The organism is Streptomyces sp. NPDC051286, assembly GCF_044455345.1.
Lineage (GTDB): Bacteria > Actinomycetota > Actinomycetes > Streptomycetales > Streptomycetaceae > Streptomyces.
On record NZ_JBITER010000001.1, the window covers coordinates 555,347 to 572,847 of the forward strand.

Genomic DNA, 17,501 nt, shown 5'->3' on the forward strand with positions numbered 1-17,501 from the left:
GGCGGGCGGCCGGTGGGGGTCGGCGGCGATCAACATAGCGAACGAGGGCCCCGCGAACGCGGCCGGGTGCGGGCCCGGCCCAGGCGGGAAGAGCCGGGGTCGTCCACAACGCGGCAGCTCGTCCACCACGGTGACGTAACCTCGTGACTCCCTTCTCAGTAACGGAGCCCCGTGTGACCGGCATCAGTCTCCGCAAGGTCGAGGAGACCGCGCCCGCGCTAGGGCGTGTTTCGAAAGGGGCGTCGTCCGCCTGTAGGGCGGGCCTGGCGGCGTCTGGTGCGTGCGATCGCAAGGCGGAGGGTCACCCCGATACTGGGCGTATCGAGGCGAGCCCGACAACGCAGCGAGCGTGCGTGCCAGACGCCGCCAGGCAGGCGGGACTTTCGAAACACGCCCTAGTCGTCTTCCAGACCGACGGCGGCCCGATCAACAAGCTCGCGGCGGAGCGCTATCTCTGCAAGGCGACGAAGCTGCCGCTGTTCTGGCAGTTCACCGGCTTCGGCGACAAGCGAAACTCGCAGTTCAACTACCTGCACAGGCTCGACGAACTGGCCGTGGCCGCGCAGCGCCCCGTCGACAACGCCGGCTTGTTCCACGCCGGACTCGATCCGCGTCAGGTTCCGGACTCCGAGCTGTACGACCGGCTCGTCGCCGAATTCCCCAGCTGGCTGACCGCGGCCCGGGCGCAGGGGACCGTCAAGTGATGCCACGGGTGCTGAGGGCGGCCGACCGTACGGCCGTGCCCTGGAAGAACGGCGGGGGAGTCACCCGGGAGATCGCCGCTTCCCCCGAGGGCGCGCCGCTGGACGACTTCGACTGGCGGGTCAGCCTCGCCGATGTGACCGCGGACGGGCCGTTCTCCTCGTTTCCCGGGGTCGACCGCACGCTGACCGTGGTCGAGGGCGCCGGGATGGACCTCATGGTGGGCGGCGAGCACCACATCGTCGACGAGCAGTACTGGCCCCACGACTTTCCCGGGGACCTGGAGACGGACGGGCAGCTCCTCGGCGGCCCCGTCGTGAACCTCAACGTGATGTACCGCAGGGAGCGTACGGCGGCGGAGGTCGCGGTCGTACGCGGCACCCTCCGGCTGCAGGCGCCGGAGGGCGGCACGGTTCTGGCCGTCGCGCTGGAGGACGGTGCGGCGCTCGACGATCAGGACATCGAACTCGACTGCTACGACGCGGTGTTGACGGAAGGTGCGGCACCCCTGGTGCTGCGCACCCAGGGGTGGGCGCTGGTGATCACCCTGTCACCAGCGGACAGGACCTGCACGACTTCGGGCACCCGGTGATGGTGGGTCGGAACGACCGCCGGAGGCCCCGGCCCCTCAGCGGCCCGCCATCACCCGCTCCCGGCGCTCCCCGGGCGTCCCGCAACGGCCACGCCTACTCACCCGCGAGGAGGCGTCCGGCCGGTACGCCGAACCCTGGGAGGTCGCCAATGTCATCGTCTTCCTGGCCAGCGGCTACTCCTCGTACATGACGGGCGAAGTCGTCCCGGTCAGCAGCCAACATGTCTGACCGGGCACCCGCCGACACGTCCGCGGGCATCGCACGGGCGGAGAATGGGCGGGTGCCTACCAAGAAGAAGCCCCAGGTGACCCCCTCGCCCGAGCGGCGCCGCGAACTCCTCGACACCGCCGCCGAGGTCTTTGCCGCGCAGGGATACAACGCCACCACCGTCCGCAAGATCGCGGACGAGGCCGGGATGCTCGCGGGCAGCCTCTACTACCACTTCGATTCCAAGGAATCGATGGTCGACGAGATCCTCTCCACCTTCCTCGCCGAACTCTGGGAGGGGTACGACGCGGTGCTCGCCGCCGGACTCGGCCCCCGCGAGACCATCGAGGCGCTTGTTACCGAGTCCTTCCGGGAGATCGACCGGCACCGCGCCGCCGTCGCCATCTACCAGAAGGAGTCCAGACACCTCGCCACCCAGCCGCGCTTCGCCTATCTCACCGACTCCCAGCAGAAGTTCGAGAAGGCATGGCTCGGCACGCTGGAACGCGGCGTCGCCGCCGAGGTCTTCCGCGCCGACCTCGACATCCGGCTCACCTACCGGTTCGTCCGCGACACCGTCTGGGTAGCGGCCTCCTGGTACCGGCCGGGCGGACAGCACAGCCCCGAGGAAATCGCCCGCCAGTACCTCTCGATGGTCCTGGACGGCATCGCTCTGCGTACGTAACCCACACCCACGGGCCTCTCAAGGAGCGGCAGTCATGGCCGAGGCCTACATCGTCGAAGCGGTACGTACCCCGGTCGGCCGGCGCGGGGGAGGCCTCGGGGCCGTCCACCCCGCCGACCTCGGCGCCCATGTGCTGAGGGCCCTCGTCGAGCGCACCGGCATCGGTCCGGCGGCCGTCGAGGACGTCGTCCGCGGCTGCCTCGACACCGTTGGACCACAGGCCGGCGACATCGCCCGGACCTGCTGACGACGAGGGGCCGCGCCGCGAGTGCGGCGGCCAGGCGAACGTGACGATCTCGAACGGCTGTGAACCGGTTGCCGCCAAGGCCTTCGCGGGAGTCCGCCGACCGGCGGCGTGGCAAGATCCACCGCTGGTCGGCAAATCGTGCTACGGTGGTCCGGTTGCAGTTTTGGTACCCATGAACTTTATGTGCGCCTGACGGGAATGCTTCCTCAGGCGCATTATTGTTTTCCGGCTTTCTCCGGATGGGGCTCAATGCGGCGACTTGGAATTCGTAAAGTGCGGATTTCCGGCACTGCACCTCTTGAGGAGAATGACATGGCTACTGGAACCGTGAAGTGGTTCAACTCGGAAAAGGGCTTCGGCTTCATCGAGCAGGACGGCGGCGGCGCCGACGTCTTCGCCCACTACTCCAACATCGCCACCTCGGGCTTCCGTGAGCTCCAGGAGGGCCAGAAGGTCTCCTTCGACGTCACGCAGGGCCAGAAGGGCCCGCAGGCGGAGAACATCGTCCCGGCCTAATTGCCGCGACGCGTACCTCGCAGCCGGGGCCCGCACCGTGAAGGTGCGGGCCCCGGCTTGTGCTGTCCCGGGGAAGTGCGCCGAGAGTCCCATATGTACGCACATGCGACCGGAATTCGAACATTCACCGAGAATTCACGAGCCGGTGCGCGCGCTCCGTAGAGTCCCCGGCAGTCCCCAGCAGTCCCAAGTAGTTCCCAGGAATCCCCAGGAGGGCAATTCCGTATGACCCGCTCCGAACGCCAGGACCGACCCGCCCGCACCCGCCCGTCGAGGGGGCGCGGCACGGCCCCGGCACAGGCAACCGCTAAGGGTTCCGGCAAGGGATCCGGCAAGGCGTCGCCCCGTCGCAGGGCCACGCCGCCGCAGGGCGAATTCGCCCTGCCCGAAACCATGACCCCCGCACTGCCCGCCGTCGAGGCGTTCGCTGAGCTGGACATGCCCGCTGCCCTGCTGAAAACCCTTGCCGCGCAGGGCGTCACCGATCCGTTCCCGATCCAGGGCGCCACCCTGCCGAACTCGCTCGCAGGCCGGGACATCCTCGGCCGCGGCCGCACCGGCTCCGGCAAGACCCTGGCCTTCGGCCTCGCGCTTCTCGCCCGCACCGCCGGGCGCCGCTCCGAGCCGCGCGCCCCGCTGGCACTCGTCCTCGTCCCGACCCGCGAACTCGCCCAGCAGGTCACCGACGCGCTCACGCCGTACGCGACATCCGTGAACCTGCGGCTCGCCACCGTCGTCGGCGGCATGTCGATCAGCAAGCAGGCCGGCACGCTGCGCCGCGGCGCCGAGGTGCTCGTCGCCACGCCGGGTCGGCTGAAGGACCTCATCGAGCGCGGCGACGCCCGACTCGACCAGGTGTCCATCACCGTTCTCGACGAGGCCGACCAGATGGCCGACATGGGCTTCATGCCCCAGGTCGTCGGACTGCTCAAGCAGGTCGAACCGGACGGGCAGCGGATGCTGTTCTCCGCGACCCTGGACAAGAACATCGACCGGCTGGTCAAGATGTTCCTGACCGACCCGGTCGTGCACTCGGTCGACCCCTCCGCGGGCGCCGTCACCACCATGGAGCACCACGTGCTGCATGTGGCCGACGAGACCGACAAGAAGGTGATCGCCACCAGGATCGCGGCCCGCGACGGCCGCGTGATCATGTTCGTGGACACCAAGCGCGCCGCCGACCGCTTCGCCAAGCGGCTGCTGGCCAGCGGTGTCCGGGCTGCCGCACTGCACGGCGGGCGCTCCCAGCCGCAGCGCAACCGGACGCTCGACCAGTTCAAGAACGGTCAGGTCACCGCACTCGTCGCGACGAACGTGGCCGCCCGCGGCATCCACATCGACGACCTCGACCTGGTCGTGAACGTCGACCCGCCGACGGACCACAAGGACTACCTCCACCGCGGCGGTCGCACCGCGCGCGCCGGGGAATCGGGCAGCGTCGTCACACTGGTGCTGCCGGAGGAGAAGCGGGAGATGACCCGGCTGATGGCCGACGCCGGCATCGCGCCGCGAACCACCCGGATCAAGTCCAGCGACGAGGAACTCAGCCGGATCACCGGGGCGCGCGAGCCGTCCGGCATCGCGGTCGTCATCGAGGTCCCCCAGCCGACCCAGCCGAAGCCGCGCACACGGTCGGGCGGGGCCGGTGGAACCGGAGGCGGTGCGCCGTTCCGTTCCGGCAGCCGAGGCCGGGGCCGACGCGGTGGGTCCGGCGCCGGAAGCGGGGCCGGGGCCGGAGCCGGAGCCGGGGCCGGGGCCGGGGCCGGGGCCGCGCAGGGTGGCGGCGCCGCACGGGCCGGCGGCGCGGGCCGTGGCAACGGTTCGGGCGCGGCCTCGGGGCGCGCGGGAGGTTCCGGGCGAAGCAATGGCAGCGCGGCCGCGCGGGGTCGCAGGGCGGCGTAGCAGCGTACGAGGTGCGGTGACCGGTCGATCTGGTCACCGCACCGGGGCTCTGCCCCAGACCCCGGTCCGGGGTCGCCGGATCCACGGCAACACATGCATGCCGGACATCCACTCGGGCACCCGCTGCCCGCTCGTCACCGTGCCGCTCACGGCAGGCGCGGACACATCCGTTCCAGACGCTCCCTGACCGGGCCGTCCGCCACACACGCCACCGCGTCGACCGCCACCGCCCGCGCATAACCGTCCGGCTCCGCCTCCTGCAGCAACCGCTCCAACACCGGTACCGCCCGCGGATCCTGACGGCGCGCCAGGCCCTGTACCGCCTCCGCGACCGTGTCCGGATCCGCGTCGTCCAGCCGCTCCGCCAGCGCAGCGCGGAGCACCGGCGTGTCCGTGTCCAGTGCGGCCAGCGCCGTCGTAGCCCAGTCCCGCACCTCCGCATCGGTGTCCCGGCTCAGCCTCACCAGCACCTCGACCCCCTCCGCATGGTCACCGGAGACCAGGTCGAGCAGCGCCAGCGTCACCGCACGGCGCACCACCCGCTCCGGATTCCGCGCATGCCGCAGCACCTCCGGCAGGGCCACCGGATCCCCATGGTGCCCCGGCCCCAGCACCGCCGTGCCCGCCGCCCCGCAGATCGGCAGATCGCCCGCCTCGGGCCCGCACGCCCGGTCCGGATCGGCGCCCGCCGCCAGCAGCAGCCGCACCACAACCGGCTGGTCCGACACTGCCGCCAGATAGAGCGCCGTCGCACCGTTCTCGTCGACCGACTCCACGGGCACCCCCGCGCGCAGCAGCCGCACGACGGCGTCCTCACCCTCGCAGAGGGCCTCGAACAGGTTCCGCGTGTCCGTCATCGGATCTTCCGCCACCCGTCGACTCTACGACGGAGGGCCCCGACGGGTTCAGGTATTGCAGTCCAGTACCGTGCGGCACAACCCGCACCGCGCCCGCACCCGGCCGCGGACCGGTACCCGGATGCGCTGGTGGCAGGTCGGGCAGGTGAACGAGACCCGCCAACCCCCCGGACCCTCCTCGAAGCGGTACGGGGCCCCCGGGGTCGCGGCGGCCCCCGCATGGTCCTGGGCGTACCGCCGGTCCTTCGAATAACGGTGCCGGCCGGCCCAGCCCGCGGCCGCCAGCGGAGGCTGCTGCCCGTCCCGCAGCGCCAGCGCCCGCCCCTTCACGTACGCCGTATACGCCTGCGGACTCGTGAACCACGGCGACGGATCCTCGTCGAACACCAACGCCCGCTTGGCCAGCACGTACCCGAACTCCTCCGGGGTGAGATAGCCGAGCTTCTGACTGGACGCGGCGTCCTCCCGGAACGCGTCGAGCAGCAGCCAGCCCGCCCCCAGATACGCTGCCGCCGTGTCGGTCAGGATCTCGTTGTCCCGTGTACCGGGGAACTCCAGACCCAGCCGGTGCAACAGCACATGCATCACCTCGTGCGACAGCGCGGCACCGATGTCCCTGCGATGAGTGCGGAAGCGGTCGTTGAGCTCGATGAAGTACTCGGGCCCTGCCGCGAGTTCGACACTCCCCGCATGCTCCATCGCCCGGAACCCGACGATCATGCGGGCATCCGGCAGATGCAGATGCCGGACCATCGCCCGCGCCACGCGCTGCGCCCCCAGATGCAGATCGTCCTGGTCGGAGAAGGCCGCTTCGGCGGGCAGCAGGCTCGGCGCGTACCTGCGCACACCGTCGTACGACAGCCTCCGGTACAGCGCGGTGATCGCAGACCGGACGATGTCCAGATGAGGGAAGCCATGCACCACCGGGCCGCCGTCCGTCACGTCCGCACCCCCATCCGTGACGCTCAACCGGCTTCCACTGTAACGGCCTCCTCCGCGGTAGGGAGTGGACTCCCGACGCCCTGCGACTCCGCTTGACGCCGCTCGCCGATCCACTTCCTACCGCGGGGGAGGCCGTAACGGCCGGGAGCCCGCTCGCTATCGTGCACCAGGCCGTAAGCGGACGCGCGGGAAACAGCGGCGAGGACAGCCCCGGACACCGCTCGCACAGGCTGGGCCGACGCCACCGAGGGCGGCGGGACTGCAGCGCTACCTGCTGAAGGCCACCGGCCCGTACGAACCCGGCTGCCCCGGGGTATACAGCGAGGTGCCGGCCTTCGGCGCGACCATCGCCTCCGCGGCAGCCGCACTCCGACGCCCCGGCCGGCCCCACCGCATCAGCCCTGAGAGTCTGTCGGGTGACGTCCGCCCGATCAGAGGTCGCCCGACAGGCTCTGAGCACCCTCAGGTGTCCCGGCCCGGACGGGGACACCCGGACCCAGCTCCACCCACGGATCCCCGGCGCCCTCCACCTCCAGCACCCACACCTCGTTGACGCCCTCCCGTAGAACCGGACCCGGCACATACAGCGTCCGCTGCGGACCCGCCGACCAGTACCGGCCCAGGCAGAAACCGTTCACCCAGACGAATCCGCGCGTCCAGCCCGGCAGTTCGATCCCCGCATGATCCGGAAGACCCGCGCGCTCCGAAACCGCCGACTCGAACGAACCCCGGTACAGCCCGGTACGGCCCCTCTCGGCGACAGCCCCGAAGGGCACCGCGTCCACCGCACCCGGCTCCTCGAAAGCGGCCAGCCGCAGCGCCCGCGCCCGCACCCCGTGCAGATACTGCCGCTCGTGCCGGATGCCGCCCGTGATGCCCTTCGGCTCAGCCAGTCGCGGCCCGTAATTGACCCGGCCCAGCGACTCCACCCACAGCTCGACCGACGCGGGCCCGGCCACCGGCTCGTCGAGGGTGGCGCTCTCGCCGCTCAGCACGCCTTCCCGGACCCCGTCCACATACACCACCGCTCGGTCCCGGAGCCCGGTCACACCCAGCGCATACGGGCGTCGCGAACCCGGAACGGCGACCTCGTACCGCACCAGGCCCCGGTCCACGCCCAGCTCCTCGAACGTCGGCGGAACACCGGACTCCGCCCGTTCCGGGTCGCCCAGCACCTCCAGCACCACAGACAGCGGCGCCCACCCGGTCAGCTCCGCCCGCACCGGCGCCGCAAGCCCGGCCGGCTCCGGCGGCAGCTCCGGGAGCGGACCGTCCGCGAACTCCGCCAGGACCTCCCGGAACAGCCAGAACTTCTCCGTCGGCCGCCCGTACTCGTCGATCGGCGCATCGTAGTCGTACGACGTCACCGTCGGCTGAAAATCCTGGTCCTGCACCGGACCCGAGCGGTTCGCCCCCGCCCAGCCCGCAAAATTCGTTCCCCCGTGCGCCATGTAGATATTCACCGATGCCCCGCACTCCAGAATCTCCCGCAGCGCCTGGGCGGCCTCCGCCGGATCCCGGACCGTCGGCGCGGCACCCCAGTGGTCGAACCAGCCGCACCAGAACTCCATACACATCAGCGGACCCTCCGGCTGGTGCCGGCGCAGCACCTCGAACGCCTCACGCGCCCCCGAGCCGAAATTCGCCGTCGCCAGCACCCCCGGCACGGAACCACCTGTCAGCATGTGGTCCTCCGGCCCGTCCGACGTGAACAGCGGCACGCTCACCCCATGCCCGCGCAGCACCTCCGCCAGCCGCCCCAGATAGACCTGATCGGTGCCGTAGCTCCCGTACTCGTTCTCCACCTGAACCATGACCACCGGGCCGCCGCGGTCGATCTGCCGCTCCACCACCTGCGGCAACAACTCGGCGAACCACCGCTCGACCGCCTCCAGATACCCGGCGTCACGCGTCCGTACCCGCCGCCCGAACCGGCCCGTCACCCACGCGGGCAACCCGCCGTTCTCCCACTCCGCACAGATGTACGGACCCGGGCGCACGATCGCCCACAGCCCCGCCCGGTGCGCCGCGTCCAGGAACCGGCCGAGCGCCGCCACATCCCGGAACACCCCGGGCTCCGGTTCGTGCAGATTCCACGGAACGTACGTCTCCACACAGTTCAGGCCCATGGCCCGCAGCATCGAAAGCCGGTGATCCCAGTGCGCCTCGTGCACCCGGAAATAGTGCAGCGCCCCCGACAGCAGGCGTACGGGTCTTCCGTCGAGCCGGAAGTGGTCGTCCCCCACGGTGAAATCAGCCATCGTGCTCGCACTCTCCTGTTGCGCCGGTCCCACCCCCGGGCCCGCACACCCGGCGCCGCACAACGGCACGCACCACGGAGCGGGCGAACCCGGGAGGAATGTTCCATCCACCCTTGCCCCCTGGCGTACCGCCGGTCCATGGACAAAGATCACTGCTGTTTGGACACAATGCGCAGGTCACCGCGGCCGACCGAGCCGAAGCGAACCCGGCGGAGTCGAGCCCGGCCGAGCTGAGCGGAGGAAGGAAAGCCGATGTCGACGTACCACACCTGGATGCGATTCTTCACGCCCAGCCCGCTCCATCACCGCCTCGGCCTCGTCTGCCTGGGCGTCGGCCTGCAACACGGCGCCCTGCCCACCGTCGGCCCCCGCACCCTCGACCACCATGTCGCCGTCGTCATCAACTCCGGCAGCGGCTGGTTCAGCGGCCCCGACGGCCGCCGCATACCCGTCACCGCCCCCAGCCTCATCTGGCTCACCCCCGGCACCCCCCACCACTACGGCGCCGACCCCGGCGCCGGCTGGGACGAGGCCTTCGTCGACTTCACCGGCCCCGCCACCACCACCTACACCGAACTCGGGTACATCGAACCCGACCGCCCCCTCGTTCCCCTCGCCGACACCGCGGGACCACGCGCCGCCATCAGCCGCATGGTCCGCGCCGCCAGACGCGGCAACCCCCTCCTCGAAGTCGAGACCGGCGCCGCCGTCCACGAACTCCTCGTCGCCTTGCGCCGCGCCCGCGCCGACGTCAGCCCCGACGGCGACCCCGTCCTCCAGGCCCTCGCCCGCGACGCATTCCAGCCCCTCTCCGTCGCCGAACACGCGGCCCGCCACGGCATGACCCCCGCCGAACTGCGCACCGCCGTACGCCGCGGCGCCGGCTGCAGCCCCAAGGACTACCTTCTCGGTATCCGCCTCGGCCGAGCCAAAGAACTCCTCGCCGCAACCGACCTGCCCGTCGCCGCGGTCGCCCGCCGCGTCGGCTACGACGACCCCGCCTACTTCTCCCGCCTCTTCGCCCGCCGCGTCGGCACCGCCCCCGTCCGCTTCCGCGAACAACAGGGCCGCGCCGTTCCCGGCGGCTGGAGCGACCAGGTCCCCGACCCCGAACACCCACCGACGATCACCGCGTGGACCCCGGACGTCTGACGTCCTCCCCCCACGCCGGGAGCCCGCTCGCTATCGTGCACCAGGCCGTAAGCTCGACGACCATGACCCCGAGCGACATCGACGAGTCCGTACGTGCGGAACTGAACCGGCTCCGCGAAAGCATCGACAACATCGATGCTGCTGTTGTCCACATGCTCGCCGAGCGCTTCAAGTGCACCCAGCAGGTCGGGCATCTCAAGGCGAACCACAAACTGCCCCCGGCCGACCCGACCCGCGAAACCGAACAGATCGCCCGCCTGCGCCGCCTCGCCGAGAACGCGAAACTCGACCCCGCCTTCGCCGAGAAGCTCCTGAACTTCATCATCGCCGAAGTGATCCGGCACCATGAGCGGATTGCCGGTGACCCCCCGACCGGCGACGCAGCCTCCGAGAACTGATCCTCCGCACCCGGAACCGTACGGCGGGCCGAGCGCACGCTCCGAGCCCGGCGGGCCCGGGGCCGTCCTTGCTGTGGCAGCACTTACGGCCGGGTGCGCGATAGGGAGCCCGCTCGCTGTCGTGCACCAGGCCGTTACCGCTTCCGGGCCTCCATCACGTCCTGAGCCGGCGACGTTCACGGTGATCACCCACTCCGCGAAGCCCTGACAAATATCAGTCAGGTACGAACACGCAGCGAGGGCCGCGACCTCAAGGCCGCGGCCCTCGCTTCCGTGCCGCTGCAGCGAGTGTCCGAGGGGGTAGGCCTCCCCCGGAGTCACGCTTCGGGTTGACCGCTCGCGACTACAGGTTCCGCACCCGGATGTTGCGGAACTCGATCAGGTCGTTGTTGCTGTGGTTCTGCAACCCCACGTACCCGCTGAGGAACTGACGCAGGTCCGTGGGCGGGTCACCCGCCCGGGACGACGACTTGCCGGGCGTGTTGTCGAACTCGTTGATCACCACGCCGTTGCGGATGATCGTGTAGTGCTGTCCGACCGCGCGGATCTCATAGTCGTTCCACTGGCCCTTGGGGGTCACCCCCGCCTTGTCCAGGCCCAGCGGCTTGAAGTTGTACACCGAGCCGGTCTTCTGGACCTCGCCCGTGGTCCCGTCGTAGATCTGGATCTCCTGACCGCAGTAGATCGCGAGCCACTCGGGGGCGGTGCGAGCCGAACCGACCGTCCCGCAACTGCCGGCCGGACGGTCGGCCAGCGGCGTCCGCGGGTCCGGGAACCGGATGAAGACACCGCTGTTGGCGTTGCCGCTACCCGGAGCCATGTCCCGGAACTGGAGCCTGACCGAGAAGTCTCCGAGCTCCTGCTTGGCGTACCACAGCATGCCCAGGCCGCCTGAGCCGCGGATGGTGCCGTCGGGCTGGAGGGTGAACTTCCCGGGGCCGGCCTGCCGCCAGTCGGCGAGGCTCGCCGCGGTCCCGTCGAAGAGGGGCTGGTACCCGGCGACTTTGCCGATCTTGCTCTGCGCCGCCGCCTTGCTGATCGCCGCCGACTCGCGGTTGTCGAGGACGTCCTTCTTGCGGAGGTCGTTGACCACGGCGTTGACGTGGCTGACGAACTCGCCGTGGTTCGGCCAGGACGCCTCGTCGTCGATCAGGTCGTTGACGGTGCAGCCGCCGCCCGCGCGGTGGTTGGCCACGCCGGTGTCGGTGTCGAGCAGCTTGACGGTCGGACGGGCGTCGGGCGCGGGGCAGCCGGCCTCGGCGTCGAACGTCGCGGTGGCCTTCTCGCCGTCGGCGTAGGTGACCGTCAGCTTCGCGTGGTACGTGCCGTAGTCGGCGTAGGTGTGCGTGGGGTTGGCCTCGTGCGACGGCGCGCTGCCGTCACCGAAGTCCCACTCCCAGGCCACACCGCCGACCTTGGCACCGGAGAACGCCACCGTCTTGGGCTTGCTCTGGGTGATGACGCGCGCCCCGGCGTCCTGCGGCTTCGGGGTGGCCGGCCCTCCCTGGTAGGTGATACGGATGAGCTTCTGGTTGGAGTGCAGGCTGAAGAAACCGCCCGCGTAGTCGAGCATGTACAGCGCACCGTCGGGACCGAACTTGGCGTCCATCCAGCTCTGCAGCTGGGTGCCGCCGCTGCCGGGCGCGATGATGCTGCGCAGGTCCTCGCCGAAGGCCGGCGCGCCCGCGTCCTTGACCTGGCCGGGGTCGACGGTCACCGCGACCCGGTTGTTGGAGTTGGACTCGTCACCGATGAACCACTTGTCCTCCCAGTACGCCGGCCAGGCGACACCGCTCTTGGTGTCCACCTGGGAGCGGTGGTAGGTCGGACCGGACATGATGGCCTGGCCGCCGCCCCTGAGGTACGGCTGGGTGTAGGTGGCCTCGCTGTCGACGTAGCTCGGGACACCGCTGCCGTCGGAGCGCTTGGGGAAGACCGGGCCGCCGCCCTGCGGCGAGTACCAGATCATGTTGTCGCGGGCCGGTGGGATGTCCACCAGGCCGGTGTTGCGCGGCGACTCGTTCTTGAGGTGGTCGCAGTCGTACCAGCCGGTGAGGACACTGGCGTCGGTGTTGCTGCGGTCACGGTACGGCTGCCGGTTGCCCATGCAGTACGGCCAGCCCTGGTTGCCCGCGGAGGTGATGATCGTGGCCGTCTCGTACTTGGCCGGGCCCAGCTCGGGGCTCGGCGCTCCCGCGTCCGGCCCGACCCAGCCGGCGTTCAGCCAGTTGTGCACCGGGTCGACGGAGAGCCGTGCGATGTTGCGGACACCCATCACGTAGATCTCGGGGCGGGTCTTGGCCGTGCCCGGCGGGAAGAGGTTTCCCTTGGGGACGGTGTAGGTGCCGTCGGGCTCGGGGTGGATGCGGATGATCTTGCCGTTGAGGTCGTTGGTGTTGCCGGAGGTGCGGCGGGCGTCCTGGAAGGAGACACCCTTGTAGTCCTGGGTCCAGTTGTTCCCGGAGTAGCCGCTGGAGCCGCCGGAGGAGTTGCTGTCACCGGAGCCGATGTAGAGATTGCCGTCCTTGTCGAAGGACATGCCGCCACCGGCGTGGCAGCAGCTGTGGATCTGGGTGTCCCAGTGCAGCAGGTCCTTGCGGGTGGACTGGTCGATGGACTCGGTCGCGAAGTCGTAGGTCAGCCGGGAGACCGTCCGCTGACCGATCCGCTTGTCGCGGTCGATCGACTCGTGCGGCATCCAGTAGATGTAGATCCACCCGCTCTTCTCGAACTTCGGGTCGAGGGTGATGCCGACGAGGCCTTCCTCGTTCTTGACCAGTTCGTCACCGCTGCCCCGGTTGCCCATGACATCGAGTGTGGTGAGCAGCTTGACCTGCTTGGTCCTGGAATCCCACTGGTGGATGGTGCCGCAGCCCAGGCCGACCTTGGGGTCGTTCCAGGAACTGATCGGGCCGGACGGGCAGGCGGCCTTGCCGATGTAGAAGGCCTTGCCGTCAGGGGCCATGGTGAGTCCGTGCGGCTCACCGATCTGGTCGAGCTGCCCCGACTGGTTCTGGGCGGTCAGCCGCTCGGTCTTGTAGTTGGACGCGATGGTCGCCTGGCAGTCGCCGCGGACCATGCCGGTGGTCCACTGGATGGCGCCGAGGAGGTGGCTCTGGAACTTCGTGTCGGTGGTGTAGCTCTCCTCGGTGCGGCCCATGCCGGTGTAGAAGGACCGGCCGCCGTCGTAGTCGCGGCACCACGAGATCGGGTGGAACGGGCCGTTGGCGCTGATTCCGGGCTTGTACTTCCACTCCTCGACCTGGGCAACGGTGTGGACCTTGCCGATCGGGTTGGGGTCCCAGTTGATCCACTGATCGGAGCGGGTCCAGTTGAGCGGCAGGCCCTTGTTGGCCGGGTGCTGGCGGTCCGTCACGTCGACGACGGCCTGCTGGACCTTGGAATCCTGCGGAGGTGTCGGGTTGGCGTTGAAGAGCCGCAGCTCGGCCAGCTGGGTCAGCGGCTCACCGCTGTTCGCGGTGATCTCCAACCGGTAGTGCTGGTAGGCCTGCTTGTTGGTGAACTGGAACTGCCTGGTCTGGAAACGCGACGGGAAGGTCTCCCCGGTCCGGGTGTCCAGGGTCGTCCAGTTCTCGCCGTCCTGCGAGCCCTGCAGCTTCCAGTCCTTCGGGTCCCGTCCCGTGAAGTCGTTGGCGGAGGTCAACGCGTAGTTGACCACCGCGGTGGGCTTGTCCAGCTTCATGGTGACCCAGCCGGTCGGCGTACGGGCCAGCCACTTGGTGTCGTTCTTGCCGTCGAACAGCTTGTCCTTGGTTTCGTTCGGCGGGTTGTCCGCGTTGACCGCGCTCTCGACGACCTTCTCGGGGTCCGGGAGGCCCAGGGCCGGACGGGTGCCGATCAGCCCGGTGAACCAGGAGGAGTCGGACTGGGCCCGGGCGGCGTCGTGGACGCCGACGAAGCCGCCGCCGTTGTTGATGTACGACTGGAATGCGGCTTCCTGCCCGGCGTTGAGCGTCACGCCGTCGGCCGACAGGAACACCACCCCTCGATACTTGGTGAGGTCGGCGGTGTTGAACACGTTCGCGTCCTCGGACTCGACGACCTTGAACCCGTTCTTCTCACCGAGGGTCTCGATCGCCGCCGTGGCCTTCTTGACCGGGTCGTCCTGCTTGGCGGCCGGTCCGTGGAAGACCAGGACGTTCACCTGGGTTTCGGCAGCGCCCTGGTCCTGGCTGACGCTTTCGACGGGCGGCTGCGCCTGTGCCTGCACGGAAGGCAGCGCGGACAGCCCGACGGTCAGTGCGGCGCTGGACAGCAGAACGACCGCGCGGCGCCAGGGCCACGCGTGACGAGAGGTCCGCGCAGGACGCGACGGCGGTGATCCGCTTCGTCTCGACAGGGCGAACCGGTCTCTCTTGCCCATGTGTGCTCCTTGACTCGATCCGGAAACGGAAGAGCGATCAGGGGATGGAGCGAGGGCTGCCGCATTGGCCCCGCCCGGCATGCGCCGGGCGCGACGGCTTTCGGCGGGCGGTCACGCTGCCCGGGAAGGACGGGGTGCCGGAGCAGGGAGGTCAGGTTCGCCTCCGGTCCTGGCGGGCGAGGACCGACCGGCGGCAGGTTGGTACACGCCCGTCAGGCAGGCCTGTCGGGCGCGGCTTCGGGGGCGGAACACGCCCTAGGAGGGTGCTGAAGATCTTGGCCGGATCAGCGAGCGGCGTCTGGTGCGTGCAGCTGCAAGGCGCCGAGGCCTTATAGCGGAGCTGCCAGGCCGTTTTGGCAACGCCGCAGATGTGCGTGCAAGACGCCGGGAGCCCGGCCAAGATCTTCAGTGCCCTCCTAGTGGTGGGGCATGCCGCCGGGGACCGTGCCGTCGGCCTCGGTCACGAGGAAGATCCCGGCCATGCCCATGTCCGCGTGGCTCTGGACGTGACAGTGGTACATCCAGGCACCTGCGCCGACCCGGGCCCCCGCGATCACCTGGAACCCGAAGGAGTCCGCGGGGCCGACGGTCTTGGTGTCGATGACCCGGCTCACGTCCTGCGGACCCTGCAGGATCCCGGTGCGGTTGTCCACCCAGCGGTGGCCGTGCACATGGAAGGTGTGGAAGAAATCCCCGTGGGTGATGACGATGAACTCCACCCGCTCGCCGCGGACGGCCGTGAAGGTGGGGGTGTCGTGGTGGGCCTTGTTGTTGATTGTCATGTCGTTGAACACGACCGTGAACTGCTTGTCGGGCAGCACGTCACCCTTGCGGCGCACGATCACGGGGCCGTACAGGCCCTTCTTGAGGCCGCCCGTGCCGTGTTCGGTCCCCACGTGGTGATCGTGATAGTGCCAGTAGCCGGCGCTGCCGGCCTCCCACGTCCCGTCGTGGTTCGGTCCCGGGGCGTGAGTGCGCCAGACGTAGGTCCGCCGGCCGCCCGGCTCGACGACGCTGTCGTTCATCTTGGTGCCGTCGCTGGCGACGTCGTAGTCCACGCCGTGCACGTGCAGACTCGCGGCGACGCTCAGGTTGTTGACGACCTCGATGTGCATCGTGTCGCCTTCGGTCAGCTCGATGAGCGGGCCGGGAATCGACGCCTTACCTGGCTCCAGGCCGTAGCCCATCTGCCCGTTCGGCAGGTTCTCCATGTACAGCGTCATCTCGCGGACGGTGCCCTTGTCGCTTCCTTTACCGGGCTTGTCCTTCGGGGCGGCGGCGGTGGCGCCGAGCACCGTGGGCACGACCGCTGCGGCGGCCGCGCCGGTGGCGAACGCTCGCCGGGAGAAGAAGCGTCTCGTGCCTGCGCCTGAGTCGGTCATCGCTCTCCAATCCTCGAAACGCGCGCGTGCCTGAAAGCGTTTCGTGGTCGTGGTGTGAGCCGCCGCCGACGGCAGCTGTCCCGTCACGGCGGTACGCGGTGGTGCGCCGGGCGTTCGGCCCCGCGCGGCAGGCGGGGCGGTCGTCGGACCGGACTCCGGTGGAGACGGTCCGACTTTGCCGGATCCCGGTGGAAGCGGTCCGGCTTGGTTCGATGTGCCGGCTACGGCCGGGATCGGATCGGCTGGGCGAAGGGGATTCGCCTCGGGACCTGGACACCGTAGCGGGCACGCATCCAGTTTTTCCAGGCTCAGGTCAAAGTTGGTTGGATTCTCGTCATAGGTCTTGGCGGATAGTCAAAAGACCCGCTAACTTCCCATCGTTGCCGCATGGTAAAGAGGTTGCGTGAACCCCGTCCTCGGGTTCGCGGTGCCAGCGGCCTCGCAGCGACAGGGGCGGATGCCGCCTGTGCGTGAGTGACGGCGGCCCCCGTCGTCGCGCGCGGGCGATCAACCGCAGCGCGGCAATCGCCCCGTTCCGTCCAGGGCGCCGGTCCGGTGAGTGGAGTACTCGCGTCTCGAACGCGCTCATCCCGGCGGCTGATTGTCCACCCGGCGGGACCGCGAGTCCTGCGCGGTGCCGCACAAGCGAATTCCCGAAAGGTGCAGCGGTGTTCAGAAGACTGCTCCATGCCCAGACGGATCCGCCCCCCTCAAGATCCGCGCTACGTGACCGATTCAGCGAGCATCCGGTGCTGATGGCGCTGATGGCCGTTGTCTTCACGGCTTTCGCATTGGCCGTTCCGGCCGCGTACGCGGCGGTGAATCGCGCGGAGGAGACCGCAGCAACCCAGGTGCTCACCTGGACGGCCGGCGACGATTACACGAAGTACACGTCAGCCCCCGCCACCGCGGTGGCGGGCAAGGCGACCATTGTGTTCGAGAGCAGCGCGGCGACCGGCAACACGACGGGGTTGACGCACACCCTGACGTTCGACGTCTCGAACCCCGACTACAACAGCGACGTCAGCCTCAACATCCTGGCGAGCCCCTTCGACTCCGGGGGAGGCAGGCACACTGCCGAAGTCACCCTCACACCTGGCGTCTACCGCTACTTCTGCGCAATGCCGGGCCACCAGATGATGGTGGGTGAGCTCATTGTCACTGCCGCGCCCGGCGACGACACCACTGCGCCGGATACGTCGGCGACGGTGTCGGGGACGAAGGACTCTGCCGGGAACTATGTGTCGAGCGCGACCGTCACGGTGACTGCTTC

Annotated in this window: 12 protein-coding genes and 6 pseudogenes; 10 read left to right on the forward strand and 8 right to left on the reverse strand. The window is 69.6% G+C overall.

All coding sequences use genetic code 11. The features are described 5' to 3' along the window. Positions 1-386 precede the first annotated feature (386 nt). The 7 genes and pseudogenes from ACIBB8_RS02515 to ACIBB8_RS02545 form a co-directional block, all read left to right on the forward strand. Positions 387-704 (forward strand): annotated as a pseudogene (locus tag ACIBB8_RS02515) (VWA domain-containing protein); the annotation flags it as partial. Beyond that, positions 704-1,294: a HutD family protein gene (locus ACIBB8_RS02520; RefSeq protein WP_398948554.1), complete on the forward strand. Its 591-nt coding sequence runs from the start codon at positions 704-706 to the stop codon at positions 1,292-1,294. The pseudogene ACIBB8_RS02515 and the gene ACIBB8_RS02520, both read left to right, overlap by 1 nt. Before the next feature lie 97 nt (positions 1,295-1,391). Further along, positions 1,392-1,523 (forward strand): annotated as a pseudogene (locus ACIBB8_RS02525) (SDR family oxidoreductase); the annotation flags it as partial. Between the two features lie 52 nt (positions 1,524-1,575). After that, complete coding sequence (locus tag ACIBB8_RS02530) at positions 1,576-2,187, forward strand: TetR/AcrR family transcriptional regulator (protein ID WP_398948555.1); 612 nt, start codon at positions 1,576-1,578, stop codon at positions 2,185-2,187. A gap of 34 nt (positions 2,188-2,221) precedes the next feature. After that, positions 2,222-2,431, forward strand: a pseudogene (locus ACIBB8_RS02535) (acetyl-CoA C-acetyltransferase); the annotation flags it as partial. A gap of 315 nt (positions 2,432-2,746) precedes the next feature. Further along, positions 2,747-2,950 (forward strand): cold-shock protein, encoded by a 204-nt coding sequence (locus tag ACIBB8_RS02540; RefSeq protein WP_003969786.1) that lies wholly within the window; start codon positions 2,747-2,749, stop codon positions 2,948-2,950. Between the two features lie 225 nt (positions 2,951-3,175). Beyond that, positions 3,176-4,852: a DEAD/DEAH box helicase gene (locus tag ACIBB8_RS02545; protein WP_398948557.1), complete on the forward strand. Its 1,677-nt coding sequence runs from the start codon at positions 3,176-3,178 to the stop codon at positions 4,850-4,852. A 146-nt stretch (positions 4,853-4,998) separates the two neighbouring features. Here the strand turns inward: ACIBB8_RS02545 and ACIBB8_RS02550 are convergent, their stop codons facing one another. The 3 genes from ACIBB8_RS02550 to ACIBB8_RS02560 form a co-directional block, all read right to left on the reverse strand. Beyond that, positions 4,999-5,709: a HEAT repeat domain-containing protein gene (locus ACIBB8_RS02550; protein WP_398948558.1), complete on the reverse strand. Its 711-nt coding sequence runs from the start codon at positions 5,707-5,709 to the stop codon at positions 4,999-5,001. 48 nt (positions 5,710-5,757) lie between these two features. Beyond that, positions 5,758-6,678, reverse strand: a complete 921-nt coding sequence (locus ACIBB8_RS02555; RefSeq protein ID WP_398948559.1) for a hypothetical protein — start codon at positions 6,676-6,678, stop codon at positions 5,758-5,760. Between the two features lie 404 nt (positions 6,679-7,082). Continuing rightward, positions 7,083-8,912, reverse strand: coding sequence for a beta-galactosidase family protein (locus ACIBB8_RS02560; protein WP_398948560.1), 1,830 nt, complete (start codon positions 8,910-8,912; stop codon positions 7,083-7,085). Positions 8,913-9,164: 252 nt separating this feature from the next. Between ACIBB8_RS02560 and ACIBB8_RS02565 the strand changes: the two genes are divergently transcribed. Further along, on the forward strand, positions 9,165-10,064 hold the full coding sequence (locus ACIBB8_RS02565) for a helix-turn-helix domain-containing protein (RefSeq protein ID WP_398948562.1): 900 nt from the start codon (positions 9,165-9,167) through the stop codon (positions 10,062-10,064). Positions 10,065-10,126: 62 nt separating this feature from the next. Continuing rightward, complete coding sequence (locus ACIBB8_RS02570; protein WP_376664642.1) at positions 10,127-10,462, forward strand: chorismate mutase; 336 nt, start codon at positions 10,127-10,129, stop codon at positions 10,460-10,462. A 343-nt stretch (positions 10,463-10,805) separates the two neighbouring features. On the opposite strand, the gene ACIBB8_RS02575 is transcribed toward ACIBB8_RS02570, so the two are convergent. From ACIBB8_RS02575 to ACIBB8_RS02595, 5 genes and pseudogenes are all read right to left on the reverse strand, one after another. After that, on the reverse strand, positions 10,806-11,657 hold the full coding sequence (locus ACIBB8_RS02575) for a DUF1080 domain-containing protein (protein ID WP_398948723.1): 852 nt from the start codon (positions 11,655-11,657) through the stop codon (positions 10,806-10,808). An 81-nt stretch (positions 11,658-11,738) separates the two neighbouring features. Continuing rightward, positions 11,739-11,939: pseudogene (locus ACIBB8_RS02580) on the reverse strand (PKD domain-containing protein); the annotation flags it as partial. Positions 11,940-11,948: 9 nt separating this feature from the next. Further along, positions 11,949-13,898 (reverse strand): annotated as a pseudogene (locus tag ACIBB8_RS02585) (ThuA domain-containing protein); the annotation flags it as partial. 6 nt (positions 13,899-13,904) lie between these two features. Beyond that, positions 13,905-14,927, reverse strand: a pseudogene (locus tag ACIBB8_RS02590) (ThuA domain-containing protein); the annotation flags it as partial. Positions 14,928-15,262: 335 nt separating this feature from the next. After that, a complete protein-coding gene (locus ACIBB8_RS02595) occupies positions 15,263-16,228 on the reverse strand; it encodes a multicopper oxidase domain-containing protein (RefSeq protein WP_398948563.1) in 966 nt (321 codons plus the stop codon). A gap of 755 nt (positions 16,229-16,983) precedes the next feature. Between ACIBB8_RS02595 and ACIBB8_RS02600 the strand changes: the two genes are divergently transcribed. Beyond that, on the forward strand, positions 16,984-17,501 hold a 518-nt coding region (locus ACIBB8_RS02600; protein ID WP_398948724.1), incomplete at its 3' end, for a plastocyanin/azurin family copper-binding protein.

Coding starts and splice junctions, on each gene's coding strand:
- ACIBB8_RS02520 (WP_398948554.1), top strand. CDS start 704: ATGCCACGGGTGCTGAGGGCGGCCGACCGTACGGCCGTGCCCTGGAAG.
- ACIBB8_RS02540 (WP_003969786.1), top strand. CDS start 2,747: ATGGCTACTGGAACCGTGAAGTGGTTCAACTCGGAAAAGGGCTTCGGC.
- ACIBB8_RS02545 (WP_398948557.1), top strand. CDS start 3,176: ATGACCCGCTCCGAACGCCAGGACCGACCCGCCCGCACCCGCCCGTCG.
- ACIBB8_RS02550 (WP_398948558.1), bottom strand. CDS start 5,709: ATGACGGACACGCGGAACCTGTTCGAGGCCCTCTGCGAGGGTGAGGAC.
- ACIBB8_RS02560 (WP_398948560.1), bottom strand. CDS start 8,912: ATGGCTGATTTCACCGTGGGGGACGACCACTTCCGGCTCGACGGAAGA.
- ACIBB8_RS02565 (WP_398948562.1), top strand. CDS start 9,165: ATGTCGACGTACCACACCTGGATGCGATTCTTCACGCCCAGCCCGCTC.
- ACIBB8_RS02570 (WP_376664642.1), top strand. CDS start 10,127: ATGACCCCGAGCGACATCGACGAGTCCGTACGTGCGGAACTGAACCGG.
- ACIBB8_RS02595 (WP_398948563.1), bottom strand. CDS start 16,228: ATGACCGACTCAGGCGCAGGCACGAGACGCTTCTTCTCCCGGCGAGCG.